The sequence below is a fragment of the Candidatus Protofrankia datiscae genome (assembly GCF_000177615.2).
Classification (GTDB): Bacteria; Actinomycetota; Actinomycetes; order Frankiales; family Frankiaceae; genus Protofrankia; species Protofrankia coriariae.
On sequence record NC_015656.1, the window covers coordinates 3,197,582 to 3,220,897 of the forward strand.

Consider the following 23,316-nt stretch of genomic DNA (forward strand, 5'->3'; position numbering starts at 1 on the left):
CGCGGTCAGCGGAGAAGGCGCGCCAGGTCGGTCCGCCGGGACACGCCAAGCTTGTGGTATACGCGCTGCAGGCGGTTGCCGACGGTCCGCACGGACAGCTGCAACTCGGCCGCGATGTCGCGGTCGGTGTGTCCCGCCGCGGCCAGCAGCGCGGTCTCACGCTCGGCGTCGGTCAGCCGCACCCGTGACTCGATCGGCGCGAGCGCCGGGGTGACCGCGCCCTTGCAGCGCGCCGCGAGCGCTGCCGCCCGGTGCAGCCCGGCATCCGCGCGGTGGACGTCGCCTGCCCGGCGCCAGGCGACCGCGGCGTCGGCGGCGGCCTCGGCGGCCAGCAGCTCGGCGTCGAGGTGTTCAAAGGTCGTGGCGACCGCGTCGAGCGCGCGTGGATCCTCCTCGGCGAGGGCGACGACGTGCGCGGCCCGCGCCGCGACAAGGTCGCCTTCCAGCTCTCGGGCGAGCGCAACGAGGCGGTCCACGACCCGGCGCGGCGTCCCGAGCCTGCCGATGTCGTGGAGCGCGGCTGCTGCGCCGGTATGGTCGCCGATCTGCTCGCCCACCTGGGTCGCACGGGCAAGCAGATCGCGCCCCTGAGCGATCCGCCCCTCGGCCACGGCCGTCCACGCCTGAGCCGCGAGATGGTCGGTCCAGCTCCACCGCGGCTGCTCGATCCCGAGGGCGTCGATGGCCGCGAGGGAGCGCCGCGCCGCGGCGGCGTCACCCGCGAGCGCCTGCGCCTGGGCCAGGAGCGAGAGCAGCGTGTGCTGGACCCCGAGCCGCCCGAGCCGATGCAGCAGGGTCGCCGCCTCCCGGGCGTCGCGGGCCGCGGTCCGGACGTTGCCGCGATCGCGGACGGTGCGCGAGAGGTTCCAGAGGAACCAGGCCCGCGCCTCGCTACTGCCCTCGTCAAGGCCGCGCTGGTGCTGCTCGCGGGCCAGCCGCTCGGCATCCGCGAACCGGCCCGCCTGCACGAGGAGCTCGCAGCGGGCATGGAGGTTGAACCACGGGTACCAGTCGTCAGGTTCCGTCAGGGCGACGCCGGCCGCATACGCACGGTCCGCCACGTCCAGACCCTCGCGTAATCGTCCGAGGCGCCCGAGGCTGAACGCGCCCACGACGCCCATCCACACGAGCGACCGCCCCCGCGCCTCGGCCAGCAGCGGCTCCAGGACGCGCACCGCGGCCCGCGGACCCTCACTCCCCAGCACCAGCCCGGCGCGGTGGCTCGAGACCTCCGTCCGCAGGCCGACATCGGCGATGGTGGCCTGCGCATCCTCGGCGACGCGCAGTCCGTCCTGCATCCGGCCGAGCGAGAGCCACAGGACGTCGATCCGGGCGATCGCCGCGCGCGCACGTTCCTCGTCGTTCGCCACGCAGCCCGCGAGCTCCGCGAGCTCACGCTCGGCCGCCTCCCCCCGTCCCGGCAGGGCGGCCGTCTGGGCCGCGAGCAACCGGCCGCCGAAGCCGGCCCCCGCCTCGACGGCGGCACGTGCCAGACGCTCGGCGAGCGGGAAGTCGTAGTGCCACCGGGCCGCGCGCGCGGCCTCGAGTAGCACATCGGGTTGCCCACCGCCGCCATCGAGGCGCCAGAGCCCGATCCGCAGGAGGTCGTCGCGTCGGCGGCAGCCGGTCCGCTCGACGATGGTGGCAAGGGCGCGGGCCATCGCGCCGACCCGCACGGCCGATGTCTGCGCACGCAGCACGTCTGCGTAGATGGGATGGCCAAGACGAATCTGCAGACGGCGGCTGTGGAACGCGCTGACAAGCAGACCCTCCCGCTCCAGCTCCTCGACCAGGCGCTCGTCGCCCAACGCGTCGAGCTCCGCGCCCCCGAGAGGTTCGCCGTAGGCCGTCAGCTCCAGCAGCGCTCGGGCATCGGAGGAGAGTCCGGCCAGGCGGGCGTCAACGAACTCGACGATCCGGTCCGAGGGCGCCGGCGCCCCGGTCATCCGCCACACCCCACCGTGGCGGACCAGGGTGCCGTCCGCCAGCGCGCCGCGCACGAGCTCCCGGAGAAACAGCACGTTGCCCTGGCAACGAGCGGTCAGCTCGGCGACGGTGGCACGGTCGACCTGATCCCCCAGGACCACTGTCAACAGGTCGTCGATGACGCTGTCAGCCAGATCGCTCAGACGGAGCCGGATCGCAAGGTCGTCCTTCCACAGCGAGGTCACCGCCGCGGGCGTCGGCTCTCCCGTCCGGACCGTGGCAACCACCAGCACGGCGTCCGCCGACACGAGCTGCTGGATCAGGCCCGCCGACGCCTCGTCGAGCAACTGCGCGTCGTCGACGAACAGCAGCAGGCGGCCCACGCCGCCATGGTTGACGAGGGCGTACGCCGTCCGCCGCAGCAGTCCCTCGAACGAGTCCACCGGCCCGATCCCGTCCCTTGGCTCGGGCACGGCCAACAGGGGTGCGAAGGCCCCGAACGGAGCCCGCGCCACGGAGCGCGTCGCCGTCACCCAGCGCGCCTCGTGGCCGGCCGCGGCGGCGATCAGCATTGCCTCGCGGGCCAGGCGAGTCTTACCGACGCCGGCGGGGCCGACGATGATGACGCTGTGCGGGGCCGCACCGGTGAGGGCGTGGGTCAGCGCGTCGAGTTCGGCGTCCCGGCCGATCAGGGGCCAGGTGTCCGGGGGCAGATCGGCCGGCGCGGGCGATAATCGGTCGGCGACCGCCCGCTGTTCACGATGCATCGGATCCATCCCCTGCCTCGTTGCGTGAGACTCCTCCGGCGACGATGTTCTCACGTCCGCCCGCGGGATCCTGGAATCCTGTCCGTGCCCGGATCTCGTCCGTAGGCCCTAATGGGCTTCTGCGCTACGTGTCAGCGCAAAGGCGTTCCGGTCACCCCGGCATCGTCCTACGGTGGCACCGCCGCCTGATCACACGGAAACGGACCTACCCACGCCGGGCTGAACGACCACCGGTCCGCGCGGAGATCGCGACCTTCACCGCACGACTCACGACTCACGACCGAGAACATGACATGAGGGCACAAACGGATCCAGAGTAAGGCTTCGCTGGTCCTACCGCATCAGAGCGGCCAGCTCCGCCCGTCGTGAGATGCCAAGTTTCCGGAAGATGCGTTGGAGCCGGTTGTCGACGGTCCGGGCGGAGATGCGAAGCTGCTCGGCGATCTCCTTGCTGGTGAGCCCGTTCGCGGCGAGGAGAGCGGTCTCGCGCTCGGCTGGGGTGAGCTGTGAACGTACGCTGATCGGGGCCAGGGCAGGAGTTCTCGCTCCCTCGCAGCGGCTCAGCCGGATCGCCGCGCGGTGCAGCTCGGCGTCGGCCTTCCTGGGCTTGCCGAGCCTGCGCCACGCCACGGCGGCGTCGGCCGCGGCCTCGGCGGCGAGCAGGAACGCACCCATGGCCTCGAACCTGTCCGAGACCTCGGCAAGCCCTGGTGGGTCTGCCTCGGCCAGGGCGAGGACGTGCGCGACGCGCGCGCCCGCGAGTTCGCCCTCCACGGTGGCAGCCACAGCTTCCTCCTCACCACGCTGATCATCTTCTGGATCGACTACAGAATCGTGGTCGTCACCGACCAGAGCATTCTGGTGCTCAGGGCCGGCAAGCTCGTCCCGAGCAAGCCGAAGGGAGACGCCCCGCTCGCGCGGCTGCCGCGGCAGACCGTGCTGGGGCCGCTCAGCGGTCTGTGGGGAAAGACTCAGGCGACCGGCGAAAAGCTGAACATTCACAAGCGGTTCCACAAGGACATCGCCGCCGCGGACGCCGCGATCGGGTCGGCGTCGTAACACCGGCGCCGGCGGCGGGCCGGCGGCGGGCCTGCGACGGGAGCCGGCCCGTGATCGTGAACGAGGCGCCGGCGGCCAGTCCGCCAGTGATCGGACCGACCATTGGCATGGTTTGCACAGACAAACGTATGATTACCAACCGACCGATCCACCGCCAGACGGCCTGCTGCCGGCACACCCGTCCGACCCGCCGGCCCAGGACAGGAGGAGCCCTTGTCACCCGTCACGTTCACCGAGAAGCGGGAAGCCTGCCGCACGCCGCTCGACAACCACGCCCCTTCGGCGGCGCAGGCATCCATGAGCAAGCGGTGACCGTCGATGGCGGCGAAGAACGCCGTCGAGGTGACGATACGGATTCGCACCACCCCGAACATGCGGCCGAGCTCCCGCCGCGGCAACGCCGTCACGACGTGGTGGCCCATGTGGCGGCCCATGTGGCGGCCTACCTGATCACCGGCGGTGCCGTGAAAATCCAGCGGACGTTCGTCGCCCAGAAGGCATGCCAGCACGGCCGGAGCGCGTGGTGACACTCCAACCGGCCGCCCAACCGGCCGCGCACACGACTCCGCTGCCGACGTTCGCCCAGGTCCTCGAACTGCCCGCGTTGATCGAAACCACGGTCCAACCCGAGTACATCGACTTCTACGGGCACATGAACGTCCGCTTCTACCTCATGCTCGGCGCCGAGGCCGTGGGACTGCACGCCGAGCGGATCGGCATCGACAGCACCTACCACGAACAGCGGCGGATGGGCGTCTTCACCGCCGAGCACCATCTGCGTTATTTCAGCGAACTCAGCCTCGGCGACAAGCTGTCGGTGCACAGCCGGTTCCTGGACAGGTCCCGGCGGGCCGGGCACATCATGTCGTTCCTCCTCGACCGCGAGCGCGACCGGCTGGCGTACACGCTGGAGCTGATCGTCGTGCACATGGACACGAGCACCCGCCGTCCCGTCGACATGCCCGATGACACAGCCCGGGGTTTCGACGAGCAGATCGCGCTCAGCCGTGCGCTGAGCTGGCCAGCGCCAACCTGCGGCGTAATGGGAATACGCCGCTGACGCCTCCGGGACCCGTGACGCCAGCGCCTCCGCCACGCACGCGGGTCCCGCGCCGCCGCCGGGAAACCCACCTTGTCCCGGCCATGGTTCACCCGGCGGGTGTGGACGCACCCCCGCCGAAATGAACAACCGCGCCGGGCCGTGCGGGCAAACTGAACGCACGTCTCCCGGGGCAGGAGCGGGATTCGTGAAGCTTCGCGGCACGCCAAGCTCCCACCGATGAACGGATCATCAATGGGGGCTGCCCGCGACCGGGAGAATCGAGCGACGGGGCGAGGACCAGGCCAGTCGACGCAGCGTGAGGACGACCGCCGACCGCTGGTGGTGCCGACTGCCGGCCGAGTCGTTACTGGCTGTGGTCGGCAGCCGGTCGTGGCCTTATCTCACCGGAGCCGGATACTCAGATCCGGAAGTTGAAGATGTTCGTGTCGAAGGTGTTGTAGCCGGGATAGTCGAGAAGTTCGTAGAGGCGCGCGCGCGTCTGCATCCGGTCGACGAGGCCGGCCTGGGTGCCGTCGGCGAGAATGCGGCGCAGCCCGTCCTCGACGGCGCCCATCGCCAGACGCAGGAGGGTGACGGGATAGATGACCACGCTCACACCGGCGGATTCCAGCGTGTCGGTGGTGAGGAGTTCGCTTTTGCCGAACTCGGTCATGTTCGCCAGGATCGGCACGTCGACGGCCCTGCGCACGGTCTCGAACTCCCCGGCGTCGGCCATCGCCTCCGGGAAGATCATGTCGGCTCCGGCGTCGGCGTAGGCGCGGGCCCGGTCCGCGGCGCCGCCCAGGCCCTCGACGGCTCGGGCGTCGGTGCGCGCGCAGATGAGGAAGTTCTCGTCGCGGCGGGCGGTGACCGCGGCACGGATACGGCGGACCATCTCCTCGACGGGGACGACGGTCTTGCCGTCGAGGTGGCCGCAGCGTTTGGGGTTGACCTGGTCCTCGATGTGGCAGCCGGCCAGGCCCGTGTCCTCGAGGGTCTGGATGGTGCGGGCGACGTTCATGGGCTCGCCGAAACCGGTGTCGGCGTCGACCAGGGCGGGCAGGTCGCTGACCCGGGCGATCTGCCCGGCCCGGCCGGCGACCTCGGTGAGGGTGGTCAGCCCGATGTCGGGCAGGGCCAGGTCCGCGGAGAGCACCGCGCCGGAGACGTAGATCCCGTCGAAGCCGAGCTCGGTGATGAGGACGGCGGACAGGGGGTTGAACGCCCCGGGGAAGCGCAGCAACCGGCCGGAGCGCAGGGCGGCGCGCAGCGCGGCGCGGCGGGCGTGGGCAGGTGTTCTCGCGTGCAGCATCGGTTGACGCTCCCCTCGGGCTCGATAGTTCCCCTGGTCAGAAGATTCCCTCGGTCCCGCCAGGGGTCAGGGGCGGGGACGGGGACGGGGACGGGGTGAGTCCGGCGAGCTCGTCGGGTGTCAGGTCGGGCAGCCGGATGGCGGTGTCGAGGAAGCGGTCCTGCTCGGCGGTGGAGATCACGCCCTCGGCGAGCCGGCGGAACTTGGCGATGTACTCCGCCCGCCCGAACGGCCGGGCGCCGAGCGGGTGGGCGTCGGCAACGGCGATCTCGTCGGTGAGCGTGACGCCGTCGTCGAGCTCGACGACGACCCGTCCCCCGAACGCCTTTTCCTTCGGGTCGGTGGAGTGGTAGCGCCGCGTCCACTCCCTGTCCTCGACCGTACTGATCTTCTGCCAGAGGGTGACGGTGTCGGGGCGGGCGGCCCGCTCGGGGGTGTAGGAGCGCTCGTGGTGCCAGTCACGGTCCTGCAGGGCGACCGCGAAGATGTAGGGGACGGAGTGGTCGAGGGTCTCCCTGGTGGCCGTCGGGTCGTACTTCTGCGGGTCGCCGGCGCCGGAGCCGATCACGTGATGGGTGTGGTGGCTGGTGTGGATGACGATCGAGCGGACCCGGGAGAGGTCGCCGACGCGCGGGCCGAGGCGGCGGGCGAGGTCGATCAGGGCCTGGCTCTGGTACTCGGCGGAGTGCTCCTTGGTGTAGGTGTCGAGGATGGCCCGCTTGGGCTCCCCGGTCGCGGGCAGCGACACCACGTAGCGGGCGTCGGGTCCGTCGAGCAGGTGGGCGATGAACCCGTCCTCGCCCTCGTAGCCGGGGGACGGGGCGCCCTCACCGCGCATGGCGCGATCGACGGCCTCCACGGCCATCTTGCCGGCGAAGGCGGGAGCACAGGCCTTCCAGCTGGAGATCGTGCCCTTGCGGGACTGGCGGGTGGTCGTGGTGGTGTGCAGGGCCTGCTGGACGGCCTGCTGGACGGCCTGGTAGACGGTCTCGGTGGGCAGGTCGAGCAGGGTGCCGATCCCGGCGGCGGCGGACGGGCCGAGGTGTGCGATGTGGTCGATCCTGTGGGCGTGCAGGCAGATCCCGGTCACCAGCGCCACCTGGATCTCGTAGCCGGTGGCGACGCCGCGCACCAGGTCCCGGCCGCCGAGGCCGAGATGCTGCGCCACGGCCAGGATCGGGGGGATGTTGTCGCCCGGGTGAGAGTAGTCGGCGGCCAGGTAGGTGTCGTGGAAGTCCAGCTCCCGCACGGCCACACCGTTCGCCCATGCCGCCCACTCCGGGGAGACGCGGGTGTCCGGCGGCAGGCCGAAGACCGTCCCTCCGGCCCGTCCGGGCGCGGGGGCGTGCCGCAGCGCCTGCTCGCGGGCGGCGGTCACCGGCCGGCGGCCCAGCGAGGCCGCCGCCACCCCGGCGTTGTCGATGATCCTGTTGACGATCATGTCGGTGGTGTCGGCAGGCACCTCCACCGGATCGACTGCGGCCGTCGCGATCTTCCACGCCAGCTGGTCCTCGCGCGCGAGGCGCTCGGTACTGCGGTGGACGCGGACCTCGTGGTCAGTCATGCGTGGGTGCCTTTCCAATCGTCGGCATGTTCCGGGTGTACCGCAGACGCGGTTACCGGTGGAACGCGGTTACCAGACGCGGTCGCCAACGGTCACCAGCGGTCACCAGCGGTCACCAGCGGAACGAAGCCTCGGCGCCGGCCGGTGCGGGCCCGCGGTCGCTCGCCCCGGAAGGGCGGTGAGCTGGGCCGGTGGGCGACCGGGCGCTGGTCAGTAGTTTGCCCGACCGCCCGATCACGGATCCACGTAGTTGACCCGGTTGTCGGCGGGCTGTGGTGCGAGGACGATCGCGGCAGGTTGGTTTCGGCACGATCGATGTCGCGCCCGGCCCGTCAGTGGCGGCGGAACTCTCGACGCGGAGGCTGGTGGAACTTCCTGTGATTCCCTGTGTCGAACTTCCATGTGTCGAACGAAGTCGCGTCCAGGTCCGGGCCTGACAGTCCGATGACTGTGGCTGTCGACTGCGCGGAGCCTGTCGGCTCTCGTCGTTTCGAGGATGACGTCGCCTTCACCGGTATTGGACGCTCCCGCCGCGACCGACGACTTCGCCGACCGTGGTCGGTGCTGGCTGCCGAGGCATGCCGTGCGGCGGTTTCGGATGCCGGCCTGTCGAGAGCCGATATCGATGGAGTGTGCGTGTACGGCGGCTCGTCCGGGCTACCCGGTTTGTCCGCTGGCGGAGTCCGGGGCGTGGAGCAGGCACTGGGGTTACGACCCGTGTGGCACTGTGGCGCGCGCGACGTCCCCGGCCGGATGGGTCCGATCGTGAGCGCGATGCTTGCGGTTTCCGCGGGTCTGTGCCGTCATGTCCTGTGCCTCGCCGTACCGGGTGGCGGGGGAAGCCGCGCCGGTACATGGCCCGCTCCGACGGCCGACGGTTCTCAGCGGGGGCGTTCGGCCGAGGCGTCGTCCTCGCTGCGCCGTGTCGCGCTGGCAGCTTCGGAATATCTCACGACCTTTGGCCACGGCAGGGAGGCACTGGGGTGGGTTGCGGTCGCCGCACGGCGTCACGCCGCCCGCAACTGTGATGCCCTGTGCCGTACGCCGCTCGCGATGGACCGCTACCTTGCGGCGAGGATGGTCGCCTCCCCGCTGGGACGGTTCGACTGCGCCGTGCCCTGTGACGCCGCGGTCGCGCTGGTGGTCTCGGCAACCGATGTCTGCGGTCACCTGCCACACCCACCGGTGTGGATCGACGCGGTCGGAACAAGGCGGCTCGCGGCCGAGGAAACGGATCTCGGTCTCGCGGGCTACCGGCTTGCCGCCGAGGCGCCGGCAGCACATCTGTGGAGCCGCGCATCCGTGGTTCGGCAGGACGTGGACTTTGTTGCGCTCGACGACACGTCTACCTTCGACGCCCTTTGTTGGCTGGAGGCCCTCGGGTTCTGCGCTCCGGGCGAGGCAGCCGAATTTGTGCGCGACGGCACCCGGATCGGCCCAGGCGGTGTACTGCCCCTCAATCCACACGGCGGCGAGCTTGCGGCGGGTCGCAGCGACGGCTATGGAGGCCTCTACGAGGCGGTCCTTCAGCTGCGCGGAGAAGCCGAGGAGCGACAGATACCGAATGCGCGTGCGGCCGTTGTCTCCAGCGGGGCGGCGGGTCCGGGGGCCGCGATGGTTCTGGTCTCGGACAGCCATCCGTCCACAACGCGGTCCTGGACGAGGAACTGATCAGAGCCGGCGCCAGCGGACCGGGTATCCCCGGACGTTCACCGACCGCCGCATCGCCGAGCACGCGGCCGGCAACCTGTCGTACCCGGTCCACGGCTCACGGACGTCTCCGGCGCCGGGGATTTACCGCCCCGTCATGGTTTCTCCACACGAGGCAGGCGCGGACCCGCTGCCGCCGCCAGGGTCGGCATACGTACTTTCCACGGTGGAGAACCGCATGGCGATACGTAGTTTCTCCGGTTGTTCGCGCTGTTGGCCACGCGCGACAATACCACCCATGTTTACGAGAGGGCGGGTTCGCCGGAAGTGCTTCAAGTAGCTTCGTACGACAACCGTGAGGAATCGAGATGAATAGGAGAACCGAGAATCGACTGAATCTTGTGATCGCATGGTGCGGTCCTGCCTTCGTACTCGGGTACATCATTTTCTGGGCGATCTTCGGGCACAACGTCCCGCCACCCAACATGATGGGCCTGAGCGGCGAGGAGCTTGTTGCCAAGTACTACGGACCGCACCACCAGTCCATCGCCATCGGCATGGCGGTGTCCATGAGCGTTGCCTTTCTCTACCTACCCTGGTGCTGTCTGCTCAGTGGTGTCATCAACGACAGCGAACGCGGGCCCAACGTTCTGAGCAGAATGGAGCTGACCGGTGGAGCGCTGACGGCCTGGTCACTTGGCTTCTGCCCCGGCCTCTGGCTGCTCAACGCGATACTCGTACACGATCTCGATCCGAGCGCGATCAAGGCGTTTCACGTTTTTGGCTGGTTCACCTACGACATGACCTACGGTATCACCACGGTGCAGTGCGTCGGCGTCGGCCTGTGGACGGTTCTCAACAAGAAGCAGAAAATATTTCCCGCCTGGGCCGGCTGGGCGACGATTGCGGTCGGAAGTATCTTCGTCACGCTGGTAGTTCTCCCATGGATCAAGGAGGGACCGTTCACCGTGGCGGGTACCTGGAACTTCTTCGTGATCTTCGGTTCGTGGCTGTTCGCCTTCTTTGCCCTGTACAGCTTCTTCCTGATCAGGGAAATGTCGAGGAGAAAGTCGGAGTTCGAAGCGGCGGCGCCGACCGGTGAACTGACGCCGACCGTGGATCCCGGAATCCCGGTACGGGCCTGAAACAGGCGACCCGCCTCTGGCCGGACGGAGACGGACAGCAGGCCGTGTGGACGAAGTCCGACACGGCCTGCTGTCCCCGAGGTGCTGGTGCCGACAGGAGAACGGAGCACATATCCGCGATCAGCACCACCGGGAGCGCCTGGACCGAGCGGAGGCCGCGTGGAAGACGGCAGCACCGACGAGCGAGAAGACCTCGCGAGGAAGAACACCAGACCTGCCACGGGAAGCGAAGGAATCTGGATCTTCGTTCTCATGGACATGATCGTCTTCGCTCTGATATTCCTGGTGTTCACCAGTGAACGAGTGCGACAGTACGAGGTGTACCGGGAGTCACATCAGCACCTCAACGTGGTGTTCGGTTTCGTCAACACGCTGATCCTGCTCACCAGCTCACTTTTTGTGGTACAGGCGGTTCAGGCCGCACGGCGGGGGGACGCGAGGCAGGTCTCCTCGCGTCTGACCGCGGCCCTGCTCCTGGGCCTGGCATTCTGTGTCGACAAGGCCGTCGAGTACTCTGTCACGATCGGATCCGGAATCGGGATCGCAACAAGCTCGTTCTTCACCTTCTATTTTGCCGTCACCTTCATCCATCTCGCGCACGTGCTGGCGGGCATGTCCTTCATGTATTTTTTCCAGCGGAACCGCGACCGGCTCGCCAGCGACGACGGGTACCTGACCGGCCTTGAGAACGTCGGCATCTTCTGGCATTTCGTGGATCTTCTGTGGATCTTCATCTACTCGCTGCTGTATCTCATATGAGGGGTGCCGAATGAACAGCGCCGACTCTGCGGTGGCGGTGTGGTGGGTGCTGACCGCGCTGACGACCGGATCTTTCGTCGTGATCGAGGGAGGTCTGGTCACCTCGATCGCCGCTGCGCTGATCACCGCCATGACCGCCTACAAGGCCAGGCTGATCATTCTGCATTTCATCGAGGCGAAACACGCTCCCGCGACCTGGCGACTGCTGTACCTGACATGGGCCTTTGCCATGACTTCGATCATAGTAGTGGGGAACTATACGGCCATCATCGTCTCCTGTAAGTCGGAATGCTTTTCCTGAAAGCTCGGGACGGCGACGGCATCGAGTGCGTCGCTATGAAGAACCGTCGATATGAAGAACCGCCGTGACATGGTTTTCGTTCGCCGTGCCGACGGCCGGAACAATCGGAGGACAGGATGAATCGTCTGGTGGGCAGGGTCGCCATCGTGACCGGTGGAGCTCAGGGGATCGGGAAGGCCGTCGCCCTTCGATGCGCCGCCGAGGGGGCCAAGGTGGTGACTGCCGACCTGCAGGCGTCGGAAGCAACCGTCAAGGAAATCATCACGAACGGCGGGGAGGCCCTGCACGTCGTGATGGATGTGCGTGACCGGCACGACTGGAAACGACTTGTCACCGAGACGGCGAAGAGCTTCGGACCGGTCGGTCTCCTCGCCAACGTGGCCGGAGTCACCAACACGTTTGGCGCCGACAACATCGTCGATCTCACCGACGAGGGCTGGAACCATGTGATCGACACCGACCTGCGAGGAGTGTGGCTTGGCCTGCAGGCCGTCATTCCAACGATGCTCGGGCAAGGGGGTGGTGCCATTGTCAACATCGCTTCGATGGCAGCGCTGAAGGGTCTGACCAACCTGGCGGCCTACTCTGCGGCCAAGGGCGGCATGGTAAGCCTGACAAGGCAGGTCGCGATGGAGTACGGCGCACAGGGAATCCGCTGCAACTGTATCTGTCCAGGCACCATCGACACACCGATCCTGGCGAACATTCCTGACGACCTGCGGCGGAAGTTCGCGAGCTCGCACATAATCCACCGCCTCGGAGATCCGGCCGAAATCGCGGCCGCAACCGCGTTCTTCCTGTCCGACGACTCGGCGTTCTGCACGGGTGGGATCCTGCCGGTGGACGGCGGCTGGAACAGCAAGGGAAATGACTGAGTCACCCGTGACGCCGTCGGTGGCCTGTTGTCGTCCTCGCTCTTCGACGGGGTGACCAACGGCATGGTTCCGGCGGAGTCACGTGTGCGTGCCGCGTCCGCGGTAACTACGACTGGCCAGGCCCCAACAGTCGTACGTAGCACGGATGACGTGAGCGGGCCAGGGCCGCAAAATATTTATATTAGTCGTCGAGAGAGGCACTGCTGACATGCATTTCGGACTGTTGTTGCTGCTGGCAAATGCCAGCTCTGGAAAGTCTGACAGCGAGCTGTGGAAGGAGGAGATGCGGCTCGGCGAGATCGCCGAAGACCTCGGCTACGACTCGGTGTGGGTTCCGGAGCATCATTTCGACAGGCCCTACTGTGTCTCGCCGGACCCGCTCCAGGCGTTGACATACCTCGCCGCGCGCACCAGTCGGATCAAACTGGGGACCGGGGCCATCATCCTGCCGTGGTGGCAGGGGCAGAACGACCCGCTCCGGCTGGCCGAACGTATCAGCATGCTGGACGCGCTGTCCGACGGCAGGCTGCTGCTGGGCATCGGACGTGGACTCGCGCGTGACGAGTACGAGCGCTTCGACGTCAGCATGGACGAGTCCCGCGAGCGGTTCACCGAGTCCGCCACGATGATTCTCGACGGTCTTGAGAAGGGCTACATCGAACACGACGGAAAATATTTCAGGCAGGCCCGCGCGGATGTCTTCCCGAAGCCTGAGAGGGGATTCCGGGACCACCTGTTCAACATCGCCATGTCGCCGGCGTCCACCCTTGCGGCCGCTGACTTCGGCGGCACGATGATGTGCTTCAACTACCAGTACGAGATCGAGAAGCAGGCTGACCAGTTCAATACCTGGCGCGCGCGGTACCGGGAGAAGCAGGGTACCGAGCCACCTCCTCCGGTGCTCCTCGACTTCGCGTACTGCCACGAGGACCCGGACGTCGCGGACAAGACAATGCGACACCATCTCGCACCATTCTTTTCGGCCATGGTCGACCACTACGAGTTCGATGGTCAGCACTTTGGGCGGAGCAAGGGCTACGAGTCGTACCAGGAAGGTGCGGACCTGCTGCGGGAGGCCGGCCGTGAGGCCGGGTTCGAGAACTTCTACGGACTGCAGTGGAATGGCACACCCGAGCAGATGATCGAGCAGATGCGTCGTCGGATCGAGCTGATCGGAGACTTCCAGCAGATGCTGCTCGTCTCGTTCGGTGGAATGCCCCTGGAGACGGTACAGGCCAGTCTCAGGCTGATTGCCGAGGAAGTCGTTCCCGAGGCCAACAGAATCGCGGAGTCCGCGAGGGCCTGACCAGAAGTTCATGGTACGGCGCCGGCGAGCGGCCGCCAGCACGGTTTTTCCTGTGTTCGCGGCTGGCGGCCGCCAGCCGAGTTCTGACGAGGGAGGCCAGCAAAGTGCGAGACGTGTCGTCGCCCTATTGGAACCCCGGACGTGAACTGCGGGATCCCGCGGACCGGGACGCGTCGACCCTGGTTCAGCTTCGCCGGCAGCTTGAACGTGCGTACGAGCTTCCGTTCTATCGGCGCCGCTGGGACGCCCACGGTTTTCACCCCGACCAGGTGCGGAGCTTCGACGACTTCACCAAGCGGTGTCCTGTCATCACCAAGAAGATGCTGGTCGACGATCAGGCCGAGCATCCACCGTTCGGCTCCTATCTGGGCATACCGCGCAACGACATCTACCGGATCCACGGCTCGAGCGGCACCTCGGGTGTGCCCACGATGTACGGCGTCGCGCGAAGCGACTGGGATCATGCCCGTGAGATCTTTGCGCTGACCCACTGGGCGTCGGGCGTCCGGCCCACCGACACGGTTCACTTCGCTTTTCCGTTCGGTATGTTCTTCGGTGGCTGGGCGATGTTGTACGCGGCCGAGTCGGTGGGAGCCACCGTGCTGCCGATGGGCGTCGCCGACACGCGCCGGCACATCGAGATGATCGACCGGATGGGCTGCACGGTAGTCGAGGCCACTCCGACGTACATGCTGCACATGGCCGAGGTGGCGCGGGAGATGGGATACGACCCCGCCGCCTCACCACTGCGGCTGTTTCTCAGCGGCGGAGAGCCGGGTGGTTCGATTCCCTCGACGCGACGGCTCCTGCTGGAGACCTGGGGCCTGGAGACGGTCTGCGACGCGGGGACCTCGTCCGAGATGTTCCCGTTCGTGACGAATGCCGAATGCAGCGAGATGAACGGCATGCACGTCTACACCGACGAGGTCTGGACGGAGATCGTTCACCCCGACGACCCGGCGAGCCCGGTCCCGGAGGGTGAGATCGGCAATCTCGTCTACACGCATCTGTGGCGGGTCTCCCAGCCAATGATCAGATTTGCCTCGAACGACCGCAGCTATCTGACCAGGGAGCCCTGTCCATGTGGCCGGACCTATCCCCGGCTGCCGCGGGGCCTGCTGGGCAGGGCGGACGACATGCTGGTGATTCGCGGCGCCAACATCTTCCCGTCGGGTATCGAGCACGCCCTGCGCGGCGTCGACGGGCTCGGCCCGGAGTTCCGGATCAGGGTCACCCGGCAGGGCAACCTGGACGAGATCGCCGTGGAGGCCGAGGTCGCTCCAGCCCACTCCGGCGGAGAAGAGGACCGTGCCCGGCTGAGGAAGCGCACGGAGGAGGAGCTCAGGCACAGCTGTCTCATTCGGATCCCGGTCACCCTTGTCGATCACGGAACGTTCGAGCGGGCGACGTTGAAGTCGCGGCGGGTGATCGACGAGCGCCCGAACAGCCGACAAGGAGAACCGCGTGAGCGCCCCACCAGATGAAGTGACAGATGAAGTGAACATTCTCAGCCCCGAGGCGATCCGCGACCCCTACCGGTATTTCGCCCGGGTCCGGGACGAACATCCGGTGCTGTGGGATCCTCGTTACAGGTCGTGGCTGCTGACCAGCCACGATGTGGTGTCGAAGGGCTTGCGGGACGCCCGTTTCTCCTCGGATCGAATCGCGCCGTTCATCGAGTACAAGCTCAGTGGTCCGGACACGGACCCGTTGGTTCGGCAGGCCTTCACGGTCCTGCGGAACTGGATGGTGTTCCAGGACGAGCCCAACCACCTGCGTCTGCGGGCGCTCGTGCGCCGGGCGTTCACCCAGAAGTCGGTTGTGCAGATGGCGGAGCGTGTCCGGAGCCTGTCGAACGAACTGCTGAAGAACATCGATCTCAGCGGTGGGTTCGATCTGATCGAGAAGTTCGCCTATCCGCTCCCGGCGATGGTCATCGCCGAAATGCTCGGTGTGCCGGTGGCCGACCGCGACCGGTTCAAGGAATGGTCCGACGACATCGGGACGCTGGTGTCGGCGGGTCTCGACGATCCTGATCGGTATCGTCGATCCGCCCATGCCATGGACGAGCTGATCGCGTTCTTCCGCGATCTTCTCCGGCACTACACGAAGCATCCCGCGGCAAACCTCATCACAGCCCTGATCCGAGCGCGGGAAACCGACGACAGCCTGTCCGAGGCCGAGCTGATCGCGACGTGCACCCTGCTGCTGTTCGGCGGCCACGAGACCACCGCGAACCTCATCGCGAACTCGATACTGGCGCTGATACGGCATCCGGACCAGATGCGGGTGTTCCGCGAGGGCCGGGTCCCGGTCCGGGGCGCCGTCGAGGAGTTCCTCAGGTACGACGGCCCCGGCAAGGCGGTCGTCCGCGTTCTCGCCGAGGACGCCGAGTTCGAGGGCGCGCGGATGCGCCAGGGGCAACGCGTGTTCATGCTGCTCGCGTCGGCGAACCACGACCCGGCCGTGTTCGACAGCCCCGACGTGCTGCGCCTCGACCGCACGGCGGCGAAACCGCATGTCGCTTTCGGTTTCGGCGCTCATTTCTGCCTGGGTGCCGCGCTGGCCCGGCTGGAGGCCTCGACCGCGCTCCCGATCGTCGTGCGGGCGCTGCCCGGCCTCCGGCTTGCCGACCGCGAGCTGACATGGCAGCCGGTGTTCCTCACCCGCGGGCTCCGGGAGCTCTGGGTCGAGGCCGGCGGGAGCCGGCCGTGACCTACGCGCTGCCCGACGCGATCCCGGCCGAGCGCTCCGGCAGGCTACCCGCGCTCGACGGGCCCTCGTGACCGTTCTGGACCTCGGGCGCGGACGGACGGCTACGAGCAGGCCGGTGCGTGACGTGCTCACGGCTTCTGCACCCGTCCCACGAGCTGTGTCCGGCATGCGGTGACACCGAACTCGACAGCGTCCCGGTGTCCGGTGAGGCAACGGTGGTCGCCTACACCGTCAACCATCAGCGGTGGACCCCGGAGCTCCTGCCGCCATATGTCATCGCGGTCGTGGCGCTTGTCGAGGACCCACGGGTGCGGCTCACGACGAACATCGTCGGCTGCGGACATTCCACCGTCCATGTCGGAATGCCCGTCCGAGTGCTGTTCCGACAGGTCGAGGACGTGTGGCTGCCGGTCTTCGCCCCGACCGGTGGTGAGACACGGGACGGCCGGGTCCCGGAGCCGGAGCGGCTCGTCGCGCCGTCGCGGCCGAGCCGGCGCTTCGAGCACCGGGCGGTGCTGTCGGGGATCGGACGGTCCCCGTGCGGAAGGCGCCTTTCGCAGTCCGGGCTGGAACTGGTGTTGGCCGCCTGCCGCGCCGCGGTCGACGACGCGGGGCTGTCGGCGGCCGAGATCGACGGGCTGTGTGCCTATCCGGGTGCCTTCGGCGGGCCGGGCAGCGCTGACACGGCAACGGTGACGGTCGGGCGGGCTCTTTCGATCGATCCAGCCTGGTACAGCGGCGCGCACGAGGTGCCGGGGCAGACCGGTGTGGTGATCGAGGCCATGCTCGCGGTCGCGGCCGGGCTGTGCAGGCACGTGCTGTGCTGGTCCTCGGTCGGGACCCGGCAGCGCCCCGGCCTGTACCCGGCGGCCGCCGGGGGCCGGATCCACGGCGAGGCCCAGTGGCAGGAGCCGTTCGGCGCGGTGTCCCCGGCCAACTGGGTGGCGCTGGCCGCGTCCCAGTACCTCACCCGCTACGGGGTCGGCCGGGAAGCGCTGTGCTGGGTGGCGGTGGCGTCGCGTCGGCACGCGCGGCGCAACCCGGACGCGCTGTACTCCGACCCGCTGGACGCGGATGCCTATTTCGCCGGTCGGGCGATATCGACGCCGTTCGGGATCTTCGACTGCGATGTGCCGTGTGACGCCGCCTATGCGGTGGTTGTCTCCGCGGCGGACACGGTGGCGGACCTGCGCCAACCAGTGGTTCGGGTCGACGCGGTCGGAACCCGGCTCACCGAGGTCCAGTCCTGGGACCAGGGAACGTTGACACACCAGCCGAACGTCTTCGGCCCGGCCGCTCATCTGTGGAGCCGCAGCGGCGTGTCCCGCGAGGACGTCGACCTGGCGAATCTCTACGACGGGTTCACCTTCAACGTCCTCTCCTGGATCGAGGCGCTCGGTTTCTGCGGTCCGGGAGAGGCGAGTGATTTCGTGTCGGACGGTACCCGGATCGGGCCGGGCGGCGACCTGCCGGTGAACCCGCACGGCGGGCAGCTCTCGTCCGGCCGGAGCAATGGCTATGGGCAGCTGTACGAGGCGGTGGTTCAGCTGCGGGGGGACGCCGGTCTTCGTCAGGTCGCGGGGGCGGAGGTTGCCGTCGTCACCTGCGGCGGCGGAATACCAGCGAACTGCATGCTGCTCACCGGCGAGCGTCGACGGTCCACCAGACGCAGGTCAGGAGTTCAACGATGATTGGCCCGGCTGACGATTTCCTGATCCACCAGACTCCGGATCCCGTGCGGTTCGTCGGTACCAGCGACCGGCGGTTCTACGATCGGCATTTCCTGACCGGCCACTCACGGGACGGCAGCATATTCTTTCTCCTGGGCATGGGTGCGTATCCCAACCTGGGGGTGATCGACGCCTTTGCCTCGGTCGCCACGAGGGTCACCCAGTACACCACCCGCGCGTCCCGGGAACTCGGCACCGACCGGCTCGACACGTCGGCGGTCGGTCCGTTCACCCTTGAGGTGGTCGAGGGGCTGCGTCGCCTGAGGTTTCGCGGCGAACCCCGCGGTCAGGCCGTCGAACTTGATCTGGAATGGCAGGCCGTGGCGGCCCCTGTCGAGGAGCCGCCCCTGTTCAGCCGCCTGCTCGGCCGAGTCGTGGAGCAGGGTACGCGCCTGATCCAGACAGGCACCTGGAACGGGTTCCTCACGGTCGACGGCTCACGTCTCGAGGTCGGCCCGGACACCTGGTGGGGTGCCCGGGACCGGTCATGGGGTGTGCGGTCCATGGGCATGGAGCGGGAACCGGCCGGTCTCGCGCAGGCGCGCAGACTGGGCCGGGACCGACCGCCGCTGTGGATCTGGTCACCCATGCAGTTCGAGAGCCGGACCGTCCACTTCAGCCTTTCCGAACACGCCGACGGCCGGCGCGAGATCGAGACCGTGCGGCAGGCGCCGTCGCTGGCCGACGGGGGCGAGGCGCTCGAGCTCGGTGCGCCGGAGCACGAGCTGAAGTTCGACCCGGACACCCGTGAGCTGCGCGGGGGGTCCGTGTCCTTCCGCGACGTGGACGGGAGGCGGACCACGGTTGCCCTCACCCCGCTCCACCCCGGCGCCTACCTGCGGGCCGGCACCGGCTACGGCGGCCCGGACCCGTGGCGCCACGGCGCGTACCGGGGCCAGAACTGGGTCGACTCGGTGTCCTTCGACCTCACCGACCCCGCGGTGACGATCGGAATCGGCCCGGCACACGTGCTGTGCAGGATGGAGGCGAGCACCGGCGAGGTGGGATACGGCACGTTCGAGACCCAGGTGTACGGGGACTTCCCACGCTACGGGCTGTACTCGTGAGCACGGCGGTGTCGAACCGGTGTCCCTCGTCCTACGAAGCCGGGCTCGAGGTGTCACTGCGTGAGTTCCTCGGCGCGCAGCTGGACCGCCAGGTCGATCTGACGGGCCTGCGCAGGCTCGCTGGCGGCACGGCGCACGAGACCTGGGCGTTCGACCTCCGGGACGGTGAGCGCCAGGAGCTCCACAGGCTCGTGCTGCGCAGGAGCATCGAGCGGGGCATGCTGGACGGCGACCTGCGTGCGGAGTTCGACCTGCTCGCCACGCTGGACCGGCTCGCCGTACCGGTGCCTCGGCCACGGTGGTGCGTCACCGAGGATTCACCGCTCACCCAGCCGTTCATGATCATCGATCGGGTGGACGGGACCGACATCCGCAAGCACCTGGCGACCCACCCCGAGACCGATCGGCACCGCCTGGGCGTGGAGCTGGTGCGCCTGCAGGCGAGGCTGCACCGGCTGGACTGGCAGGACTGTCTGCCGCCGCTGGCCAGGTCCGCGCGGGGCACGCTCCACGAGATCGAGAGGTGGGCCCGGGAGATCGACGCCTCGAGCGTCGATCCCGGCCCGCTGCTACGGGCGGCGACGGAACTGCTGCGCGACCGCCCACCGAAAACGTCGCGGCGGTGTCTCGTGCACGGCGATTTCAAGACGAACAACCTCCTGCTCGGCGCCGATGGCAACGTCACCGTGCTGGACTGGGAACTGGCACACCTCGGTGATCCGCTCGAGGACATCGCCTGGACGATGCTGTGGACCACCCGGTGGGATCTGGTGGGCGGCCTGTTGTCGGTCCAGGAGTACCTGGCCACCTACCAGGAGGAGACCGGCACCGCGATCGACCCCGAGGCCCTGCTGCCCTGGCGGATCTTCGCGCTGGTCAAGCTGGCGGCCATCTTCCTGACCGGTGTCACGCGCGGCGGACCGCTGGCCAGCCCCACGCTACGGCTGATGGGCCGCGGTCTGCACCACATCGAGGCGCAGCTCGCGGAGCTGCTCCAGGCCACCCTGGGCGAGGCGCAACCATCATGACGCTCGACGGTCTCTCGACGCTGTCCGGTGTCCGCGCGTTTCTCACCGCGAAGATCCTTCCCGCGGTGCCCGGCGAGCTGGCCGGTGAGCTGCGCGCGACGGTGAAACTGCTTGAGACGGTCGAGACCGAGCTCAACGACCGACACCTGCTGCTGATTGCCGAGACCTGGGACCTCATCGCGTACTGCGAGCGGATCGGACGGTTGCTGGAGCTCGCGGACACCACCAACGGGTGCACCGAACTGGCCGCTCGCGTCGTCGCGTCGGCCAGTCTGAACCTGACCGAGGTCGGTGAGCTGTGGCGGGACGCCAGAGCCCTGAGCTCCGCGCGGCTGGTCGCCGTCCAGCGCTACGCGTCCGACCCGAGCACCTCCGAACCGGGACGGGTGGCGGCGAGATATCTGCTCAGGCGGTTCTACTCCTGTCTGGGCGGCCATGCCCGCAGGCGCCAGGCCTGGCAGGCGGTGTTTCCGCCCGCCGCGGGCGCGCCCGCACCCCGTTCACACTCCGAAGGAGCCGATCAGTGACCACTGTGGACGTACCCACGCTGTGGGTGGACGGCCGACCGGTGCCCGCCGACGAGACCATCCCGGTGGTCAACCCGGCGACCGGTGAGCGGGCCGCGGACTGCCCGGCCGGCTCCGTCGACCTGCTCGAGGCGGCCGTTGCCGCGGCCCGGAAGGCCGGCACCACCTGGAGTCGGGACCCGGCCCTGCGACGGGAGACCCTCGAGACCATCGCCCGGGTGATCACCGAGAACCGCGACCTGCTGGCCCGGACGATCAGTTTGGAGACCGGCGTCCCGGTCCGGGACACCACGCTCGAGGCAGCCGGCGCCGCCGCGTTCGCCAGCTACCGCGCGGCAACCCCGCCCGCCGTCGACCTGGTACACGACGACGCGCGTCAACGGGTGCGCGTCCACCGCGCGCCGATCGGCATCGTCGGTGCCGTGATCCCGTGGAACGCACCACTGCTGATCTGCGCGGAGAAGATCAGCACAGCGTTCGCCGCCGGCAACACCGTGATCGTGAAGCCCTCACCGTTGGCACCGCTGACAACCGTGTTGCTGGCGTCGCTGCTGGCCGACCACATCCCCCCGGGTGTGCTGAGCGTGCTCCCCGGCGACGACCGGCTGGGCGAGTCGCTCGTGGCCCACCCGGCCATCGGAATGATCTCCTTCACCGGCAGCATCCGGGCCGGCAGAGCGATCATGGCTGCCGCGGCGCCCCGGCTCAAGCGGCTCTCGCTGGAGCTGGGGGGCAACGACGCCGCGGTCGTGTTACCGGACGTCGACATCCCGAAGGTCGCCGCCAGGGTCTTCCAGGGCGCCTTCTACCGGGCTGGACAGGTGTGCGCCGCGATCAAGAGGCTCTACGTCCACCAGGACGTGTTCGAGCCGTTCGTCGAGGCGCTTGCCACGATCGCGGACTCCGTCGTGACCGGTGATCCGTTCGACCCCGAGGTGACGATGGGACCGCTGTCGAACCGCGCGCAGTTCGACCGGGTACGGGCGCTGACCGAGGACGCGGTGGCCGCTGGTGGTCGCGTCGCCGCCGGCGGCCGGGTGGTGGAGGGACCCGGCTACTTCTACCGCCCGACAGTGGTGACCGCGGTGGGTCCCGAGACCGCGCTGGTCGCCGAGGAGCAGTTCGGCCCGGTGCTGCCGGTGCTGCCCTTCGCCGAGGTGGACGAGGCCGTCGCGGCGGCCAACGACACCGACTTCGGCCTGGGCGGCTCGGTGTGGACGTCGGACGCGGAACGGGGAGAGCGGGTCGCGGCGTCGCTCGACGCGGGTTCCGTCTGGGTGAACCGGCACGGTCTCGTGTCGCCGGAGGTGCCGTTCGGCGGGACGAAGCAGAGCGGTGTGGGCCGTGCCAACGGCCAGATCGGCCTCGACCACTACAGCGAGCTGAAGACGATCAGCGTCTCGATCCTGTCCCGGAAACAACACTCACATCCAAGGACCTGAGGTGACTGTCATGGAGAAGCTGCTCGAGGGCGGTCTGTTCTTCGAAGGGCCCCGCTGGCACGACGGCTCGTGGTACGTGTCCGACCTGTATGCCCACGAGGTACTGCGGGTCGGCGTCGACGGGCGGGCCGAGCACGTCGTGACCGTGCCGAACCAGCCGTCCGGCCTGGGCTGGCTTCCGGAAGGCTCGCTGCTCGTCGCTTCGATGACGGACCGCCGAATTCTGCGCCTGTCGCCGGACGGCGTGGTCTCGCAGCACGCGGACCTGTCCGCACTGTCCGCGCAGTACATCAACGACATGGTTGTGGACGGGTTCGGCCGGGCATATGTCGGCACCTTCGGTTTCGACCTGTTCGCCGGGGCGACGCCGAAGCCTGGTGACATCCTCCGCGTCGATCCGGACGGATCGGTGCACGTCGCGGCCCAGGACCTCCGATTCCCCAACGGGATGGTGGTCACGCCGGAAAACGACACGTTGATCGTGGCCGAAACTTTCGGCGGGCGATTCACCGCCTTCACCATCGACCGGGACGGCAGCCTGCGGGACCGGCGGGTGTGGAGCCAGGTGGGCACGGAGCCCTCCTACGAGTCGATCGAGACCATCGTGCGGACCGACTTCGCTCCGGACGGTTGTGTGCTCGACGCCGAGGGGCACATCTGGGTGGCTGACGCGCTCAACGGGCGCGCCTGCCGGGTCGCGCCCGGCGGAAAGGTCGTCGACGAGGTCCACGCGCCTGGCGGCCTCGGCCTGTACTCCTGCACCCTGGGCGGCGAAGACGGCCGGACCCTGCTGGCCTGCACCGCGCCGAGCTTTGCCGAGCACGAGCGGAAGGCTGCCAAGGAAGGGGAGCTGTACGTGCACACGGTCGACGTTCCGCGCTCCGAAGGCAGACCGTGACCGGGCACCGTTGACATGGTGTGTCCTACGCCACTATGCTAAAAACAACCGATTGTTTATGCATTTGTGACCATATTTGAACCCTACCTGCGAAGACCAGGACGCGAAGTAGCAAAACATTTCGAACAAATACGGAGAACCAGAGTCCGCAGTCGCGAGAAAACAACATGGACGTCCGGATCGGCGCGGATCGGGGTAAGCTG

20 protein-coding genes and 1 pseudogene are annotated in these 23,316 nt (G+C 68.3%); 17 read left to right on the forward strand and 4 right to left on the reverse strand.

The window, feature by feature from the left end:
• Positions 1–5 precede the first annotated feature (5 nt).
• Together FSYMDG_RS13270 and FSYMDG_RS13275 are read right to left on the reverse strand one after the other, a co-directional pair.
• Positions 6–2,693: an AAA family ATPase gene (locus FSYMDG_RS13270; RefSeq protein WP_131772567.1), complete on the reverse strand. Its 2,688-nt coding sequence runs from the start codon at positions 2,691–2,693 to the stop codon at positions 6–8.
• 333 nt (positions 2,694–3,026) lie between these two features.
• Positions 3,027–3,479 carry a helix-turn-helix transcriptional regulator gene (locus FSYMDG_RS13275; RefSeq protein ID WP_237702750.1) on the reverse strand — a complete coding sequence of 151 codons (453 nt, stop codon included), beginning with the start codon at positions 3,477–3,479 and terminating at the stop codon, positions 3,027–3,029.
• Between FSYMDG_RS13275 and FSYMDG_RS13280 the strand changes: the two genes are divergently transcribed.
• The 3 genes from FSYMDG_RS13280 (at position 3,432) to FSYMDG_RS13290 (ending at position 4,812) form a co-directional block, all read left to right on the forward strand.
• Positions 3,432–3,752 carry a hypothetical protein gene (locus FSYMDG_RS13280; protein ID WP_013873952.1) on the forward strand — a complete coding sequence of 107 codons (321 nt, stop codon included), beginning with the start codon at positions 3,432–3,434 and terminating at the stop codon, positions 3,750–3,752. The genes FSYMDG_RS13275 and FSYMDG_RS13280 overlap by 48 nt on opposite strands.
• 308 nt (positions 3,753–4,060) lie before the next feature.
• Positions 4,061–4,279 carry a hypothetical protein gene (locus tag FSYMDG_RS13285; protein WP_013873953.1) on the forward strand — a complete coding sequence of 73 codons (219 nt, stop codon included), beginning with the start codon at positions 4,061–4,063 and terminating at the stop codon, positions 4,277–4,279.
• Positions 4,276–4,812, forward strand: coding sequence for a thioesterase family protein (locus FSYMDG_RS13290; protein ID WP_013873954.1), 537 nt, complete (start codon positions 4,276–4,278; stop codon positions 4,810–4,812). The genes FSYMDG_RS13285 and FSYMDG_RS13290 overlap by 4 nt, the downstream gene beginning before the upstream one ends.
• A gap of 400 nt (positions 4,813–5,212) precedes the next feature.
• Here the strand turns inward: FSYMDG_RS13290 and prpB are convergent, their stop codons facing one another.
• A complete protein-coding gene (prpB, locus tag FSYMDG_RS13295; protein WP_013873955.1) occupies positions 5,213–6,106 on the reverse strand; it encodes a methylisocitrate lyase in 894 nt (297 codons plus the stop codon).
• A 37-nt stretch (positions 6,107–6,143) separates the two neighbouring features.
• Positions 6,144–7,670 (reverse strand): MmgE/PrpD family protein, encoded by a 1,527-nt coding sequence (locus tag FSYMDG_RS13300; RefSeq protein WP_013873956.1) that lies wholly within the window; start codon positions 7,668–7,670, stop codon positions 6,144–6,146.
• A 444-nt stretch (positions 7,671–8,114) separates the two neighbouring features.
• Between FSYMDG_RS13300 and FSYMDG_RS26235 the strand changes: the two genes are divergently transcribed.
• From FSYMDG_RS26235 to FSYMDG_RS13370, 14 genes and pseudogenes are all read left to right on the forward strand, one after another.
• The gene (locus FSYMDG_RS26235; RefSeq protein ID WP_165440848.1) at positions 8,115–9,341 is read left to right on the forward strand and encodes a thiolase family protein; all 1,227 of its coding nucleotides are present in this window, start codon (positions 8,115–8,117) and stop codon (positions 9,339–9,341) included.
• Positions 9,342–9,688: 347 nt separating this feature from the next.
• Positions 9,689–10,465 carry a hypothetical protein gene (locus tag FSYMDG_RS13310; protein ID WP_013873957.1) on the forward strand — a complete coding sequence of 259 codons (777 nt, stop codon included), beginning with the start codon at positions 9,689–9,691 and terminating at the stop codon, positions 10,463–10,465.
• A gap of 159 nt (positions 10,466–10,624) precedes the next feature.
• A complete protein-coding gene (locus tag FSYMDG_RS13315; RefSeq protein WP_013873958.1) occupies positions 10,625–11,224 on the forward strand; it encodes a cytochrome c oxidase subunit 3 in 600 nt (199 codons plus the stop codon).
• A gap of 10 nt (positions 11,225–11,234) precedes the next feature.
• Positions 11,235–11,525: a cytochrome C oxidase subunit IV family protein gene (locus tag FSYMDG_RS13320; protein ID WP_013873959.1), complete on the forward strand. Its 291-nt coding sequence runs from the start codon at positions 11,235–11,237 to the stop codon at positions 11,523–11,525.
• 116 nt (positions 11,526–11,641) lie between these two features.
• Positions 11,642–12,400 carry an SDR family NAD(P)-dependent oxidoreductase gene (locus tag FSYMDG_RS13325; RefSeq protein ID WP_013873960.1) on the forward strand — a complete coding sequence of 253 codons (759 nt, stop codon included), beginning with the start codon at positions 11,642–11,644 and terminating at the stop codon, positions 12,398–12,400.
• A 208-nt stretch (positions 12,401–12,608) separates the two neighbouring features.
• Positions 12,609–13,706, forward strand: a complete 1,098-nt coding sequence (locus tag FSYMDG_RS13330; protein WP_013873961.1) for an LLM class flavin-dependent oxidoreductase — start codon at positions 12,609–12,611, stop codon at positions 13,704–13,706.
• A gap of 113 nt (positions 13,707–13,819) precedes the next feature.
• Positions 13,820–15,190, forward strand: a complete 1,371-nt coding sequence (locus tag FSYMDG_RS13335) for a phenylacetate--CoA ligase family protein (RefSeq protein ID WP_202797624.1) — start codon at positions 13,820–13,822, stop codon at positions 15,188–15,190.
• Entirely contained in the window at positions 15,171–16,421 is a 1,251-nt protein-coding gene (locus FSYMDG_RS13340; protein ID WP_013873963.1) for a cytochrome P450, read from the forward strand. Before FSYMDG_RS13335 ends, FSYMDG_RS13340 begins: the two co-directional genes overlap by 20 nt.
• A gap of 74 nt (positions 16,422–16,495) precedes the next feature.
• Positions 16,496–18,112: pseudogene (locus tag FSYMDG_RS13345) on the forward strand (thiolase C-terminal domain-containing protein); the annotation flags it as partial.
• A complete protein-coding gene (locus FSYMDG_RS26240) occupies positions 18,109–19,218 on the forward strand; it encodes a hypothetical protein (protein ID WP_013873965.1) in 1,110 nt (369 codons plus the stop codon). The pseudogene FSYMDG_RS13345 and the gene FSYMDG_RS26240, both read left to right, overlap by 4 nt.
• The gene (locus FSYMDG_RS13355; RefSeq protein ID WP_013873966.1) at positions 19,215–20,246 is read left to right on the forward strand and encodes a phosphotransferase family protein; all 1,032 of its coding nucleotides are present in this window, start codon (positions 19,215–19,217) and stop codon (positions 20,244–20,246) included. Before FSYMDG_RS26240 ends, FSYMDG_RS13355 begins: the two co-directional genes overlap by 4 nt.
• On the forward strand, positions 20,243–20,773 hold the full coding sequence (locus FSYMDG_RS26245; protein ID WP_013873967.1) for a hypothetical protein: 531 nt from the start codon (positions 20,243–20,245) through the stop codon (positions 20,771–20,773). The genes FSYMDG_RS13355 and FSYMDG_RS26245 overlap by 4 nt, the downstream gene beginning before the upstream one ends.
• Positions 20,770–22,215, forward strand: coding sequence for an aldehyde dehydrogenase family protein (locus FSYMDG_RS13365; protein WP_013873968.1), 1,446 nt, complete (start codon positions 20,770–20,772; stop codon positions 22,213–22,215). Before FSYMDG_RS26245 ends, FSYMDG_RS13365 begins: the two co-directional genes overlap by 4 nt.
• A 10-nt stretch (positions 22,216–22,225) precedes the next feature.
• Positions 22,226–23,113 carry an SMP-30/gluconolactonase/LRE family protein gene (locus tag FSYMDG_RS13370; RefSeq protein ID WP_013873969.1) on the forward strand — a complete coding sequence of 296 codons (888 nt, stop codon included), beginning with the start codon at positions 22,226–22,228 and terminating at the stop codon, positions 23,111–23,113.
• Positions 23,114–23,316: the final 203 nt, after the last annotated feature.

Excerpts from the sequence above, each read along its gene's own strand:
- FSYMDG_RS13270 (WP_131772567.1), bottom strand. The coding sequence starts at position 2,693 with ATGCATCGTGAACAGCGGGCGGTCGCCGACCGATTATCGCCCGCGCCG.
- prpB (WP_013873955.1), bottom strand. The coding sequence starts at position 6,106 with ATGCTGCACGCGAGAACACCTGCCCACGCCCGCCGCGCCGCGCTGCGC.
- FSYMDG_RS13300 (WP_013873956.1), bottom strand. The coding sequence starts at position 7,670 with ATGACTGACCACGAGGTCCGCGTCCACCGCAGTACCGAGCGCCTCGCG.
- FSYMDG_RS26235 (WP_165440848.1), top strand. The coding sequence starts at position 8,115 with ATGACTGTGGCTGTCGACTGCGCGGAGCCTGTCGGCTCTCGTCGTTTC.
- FSYMDG_RS13310 (WP_013873957.1), top strand. The coding sequence starts at position 9,689 with ATGAATAGGAGAACCGAGAATCGACTGAATCTTGTGATCGCATGGTGC.
- FSYMDG_RS13320 (WP_013873959.1), top strand. The coding sequence starts at position 11,235 with ATGAACAGCGCCGACTCTGCGGTGGCGGTGTGGTGGGTGCTGACCGCG.
- FSYMDG_RS13325 (WP_013873960.1), top strand. The coding sequence starts at position 11,642 with ATGAATCGTCTGGTGGGCAGGGTCGCCATCGTGACCGGTGGAGCTCAG.
- FSYMDG_RS13330 (WP_013873961.1), top strand. The coding sequence starts at position 12,609 with ATGCATTTCGGACTGTTGTTGCTGCTGGCAAATGCCAGCTCTGGAAAG.
- FSYMDG_RS26240 (WP_013873965.1), top strand. The coding sequence starts at position 18,109 with ATGATTGGCCCGGCTGACGATTTCCTGATCCACCAGACTCCGGATCCC.
- FSYMDG_RS26245 (WP_013873967.1), top strand. The coding sequence starts at position 20,243 with ATGACGCTCGACGGTCTCTCGACGCTGTCCGGTGTCCGCGCGTTTCTC.
- FSYMDG_RS13370 (WP_013873969.1), top strand. The coding sequence starts at position 22,226 with ATGGAGAAGCTGCTCGAGGGCGGTCTGTTCTTCGAAGGGCCCCGCTGG.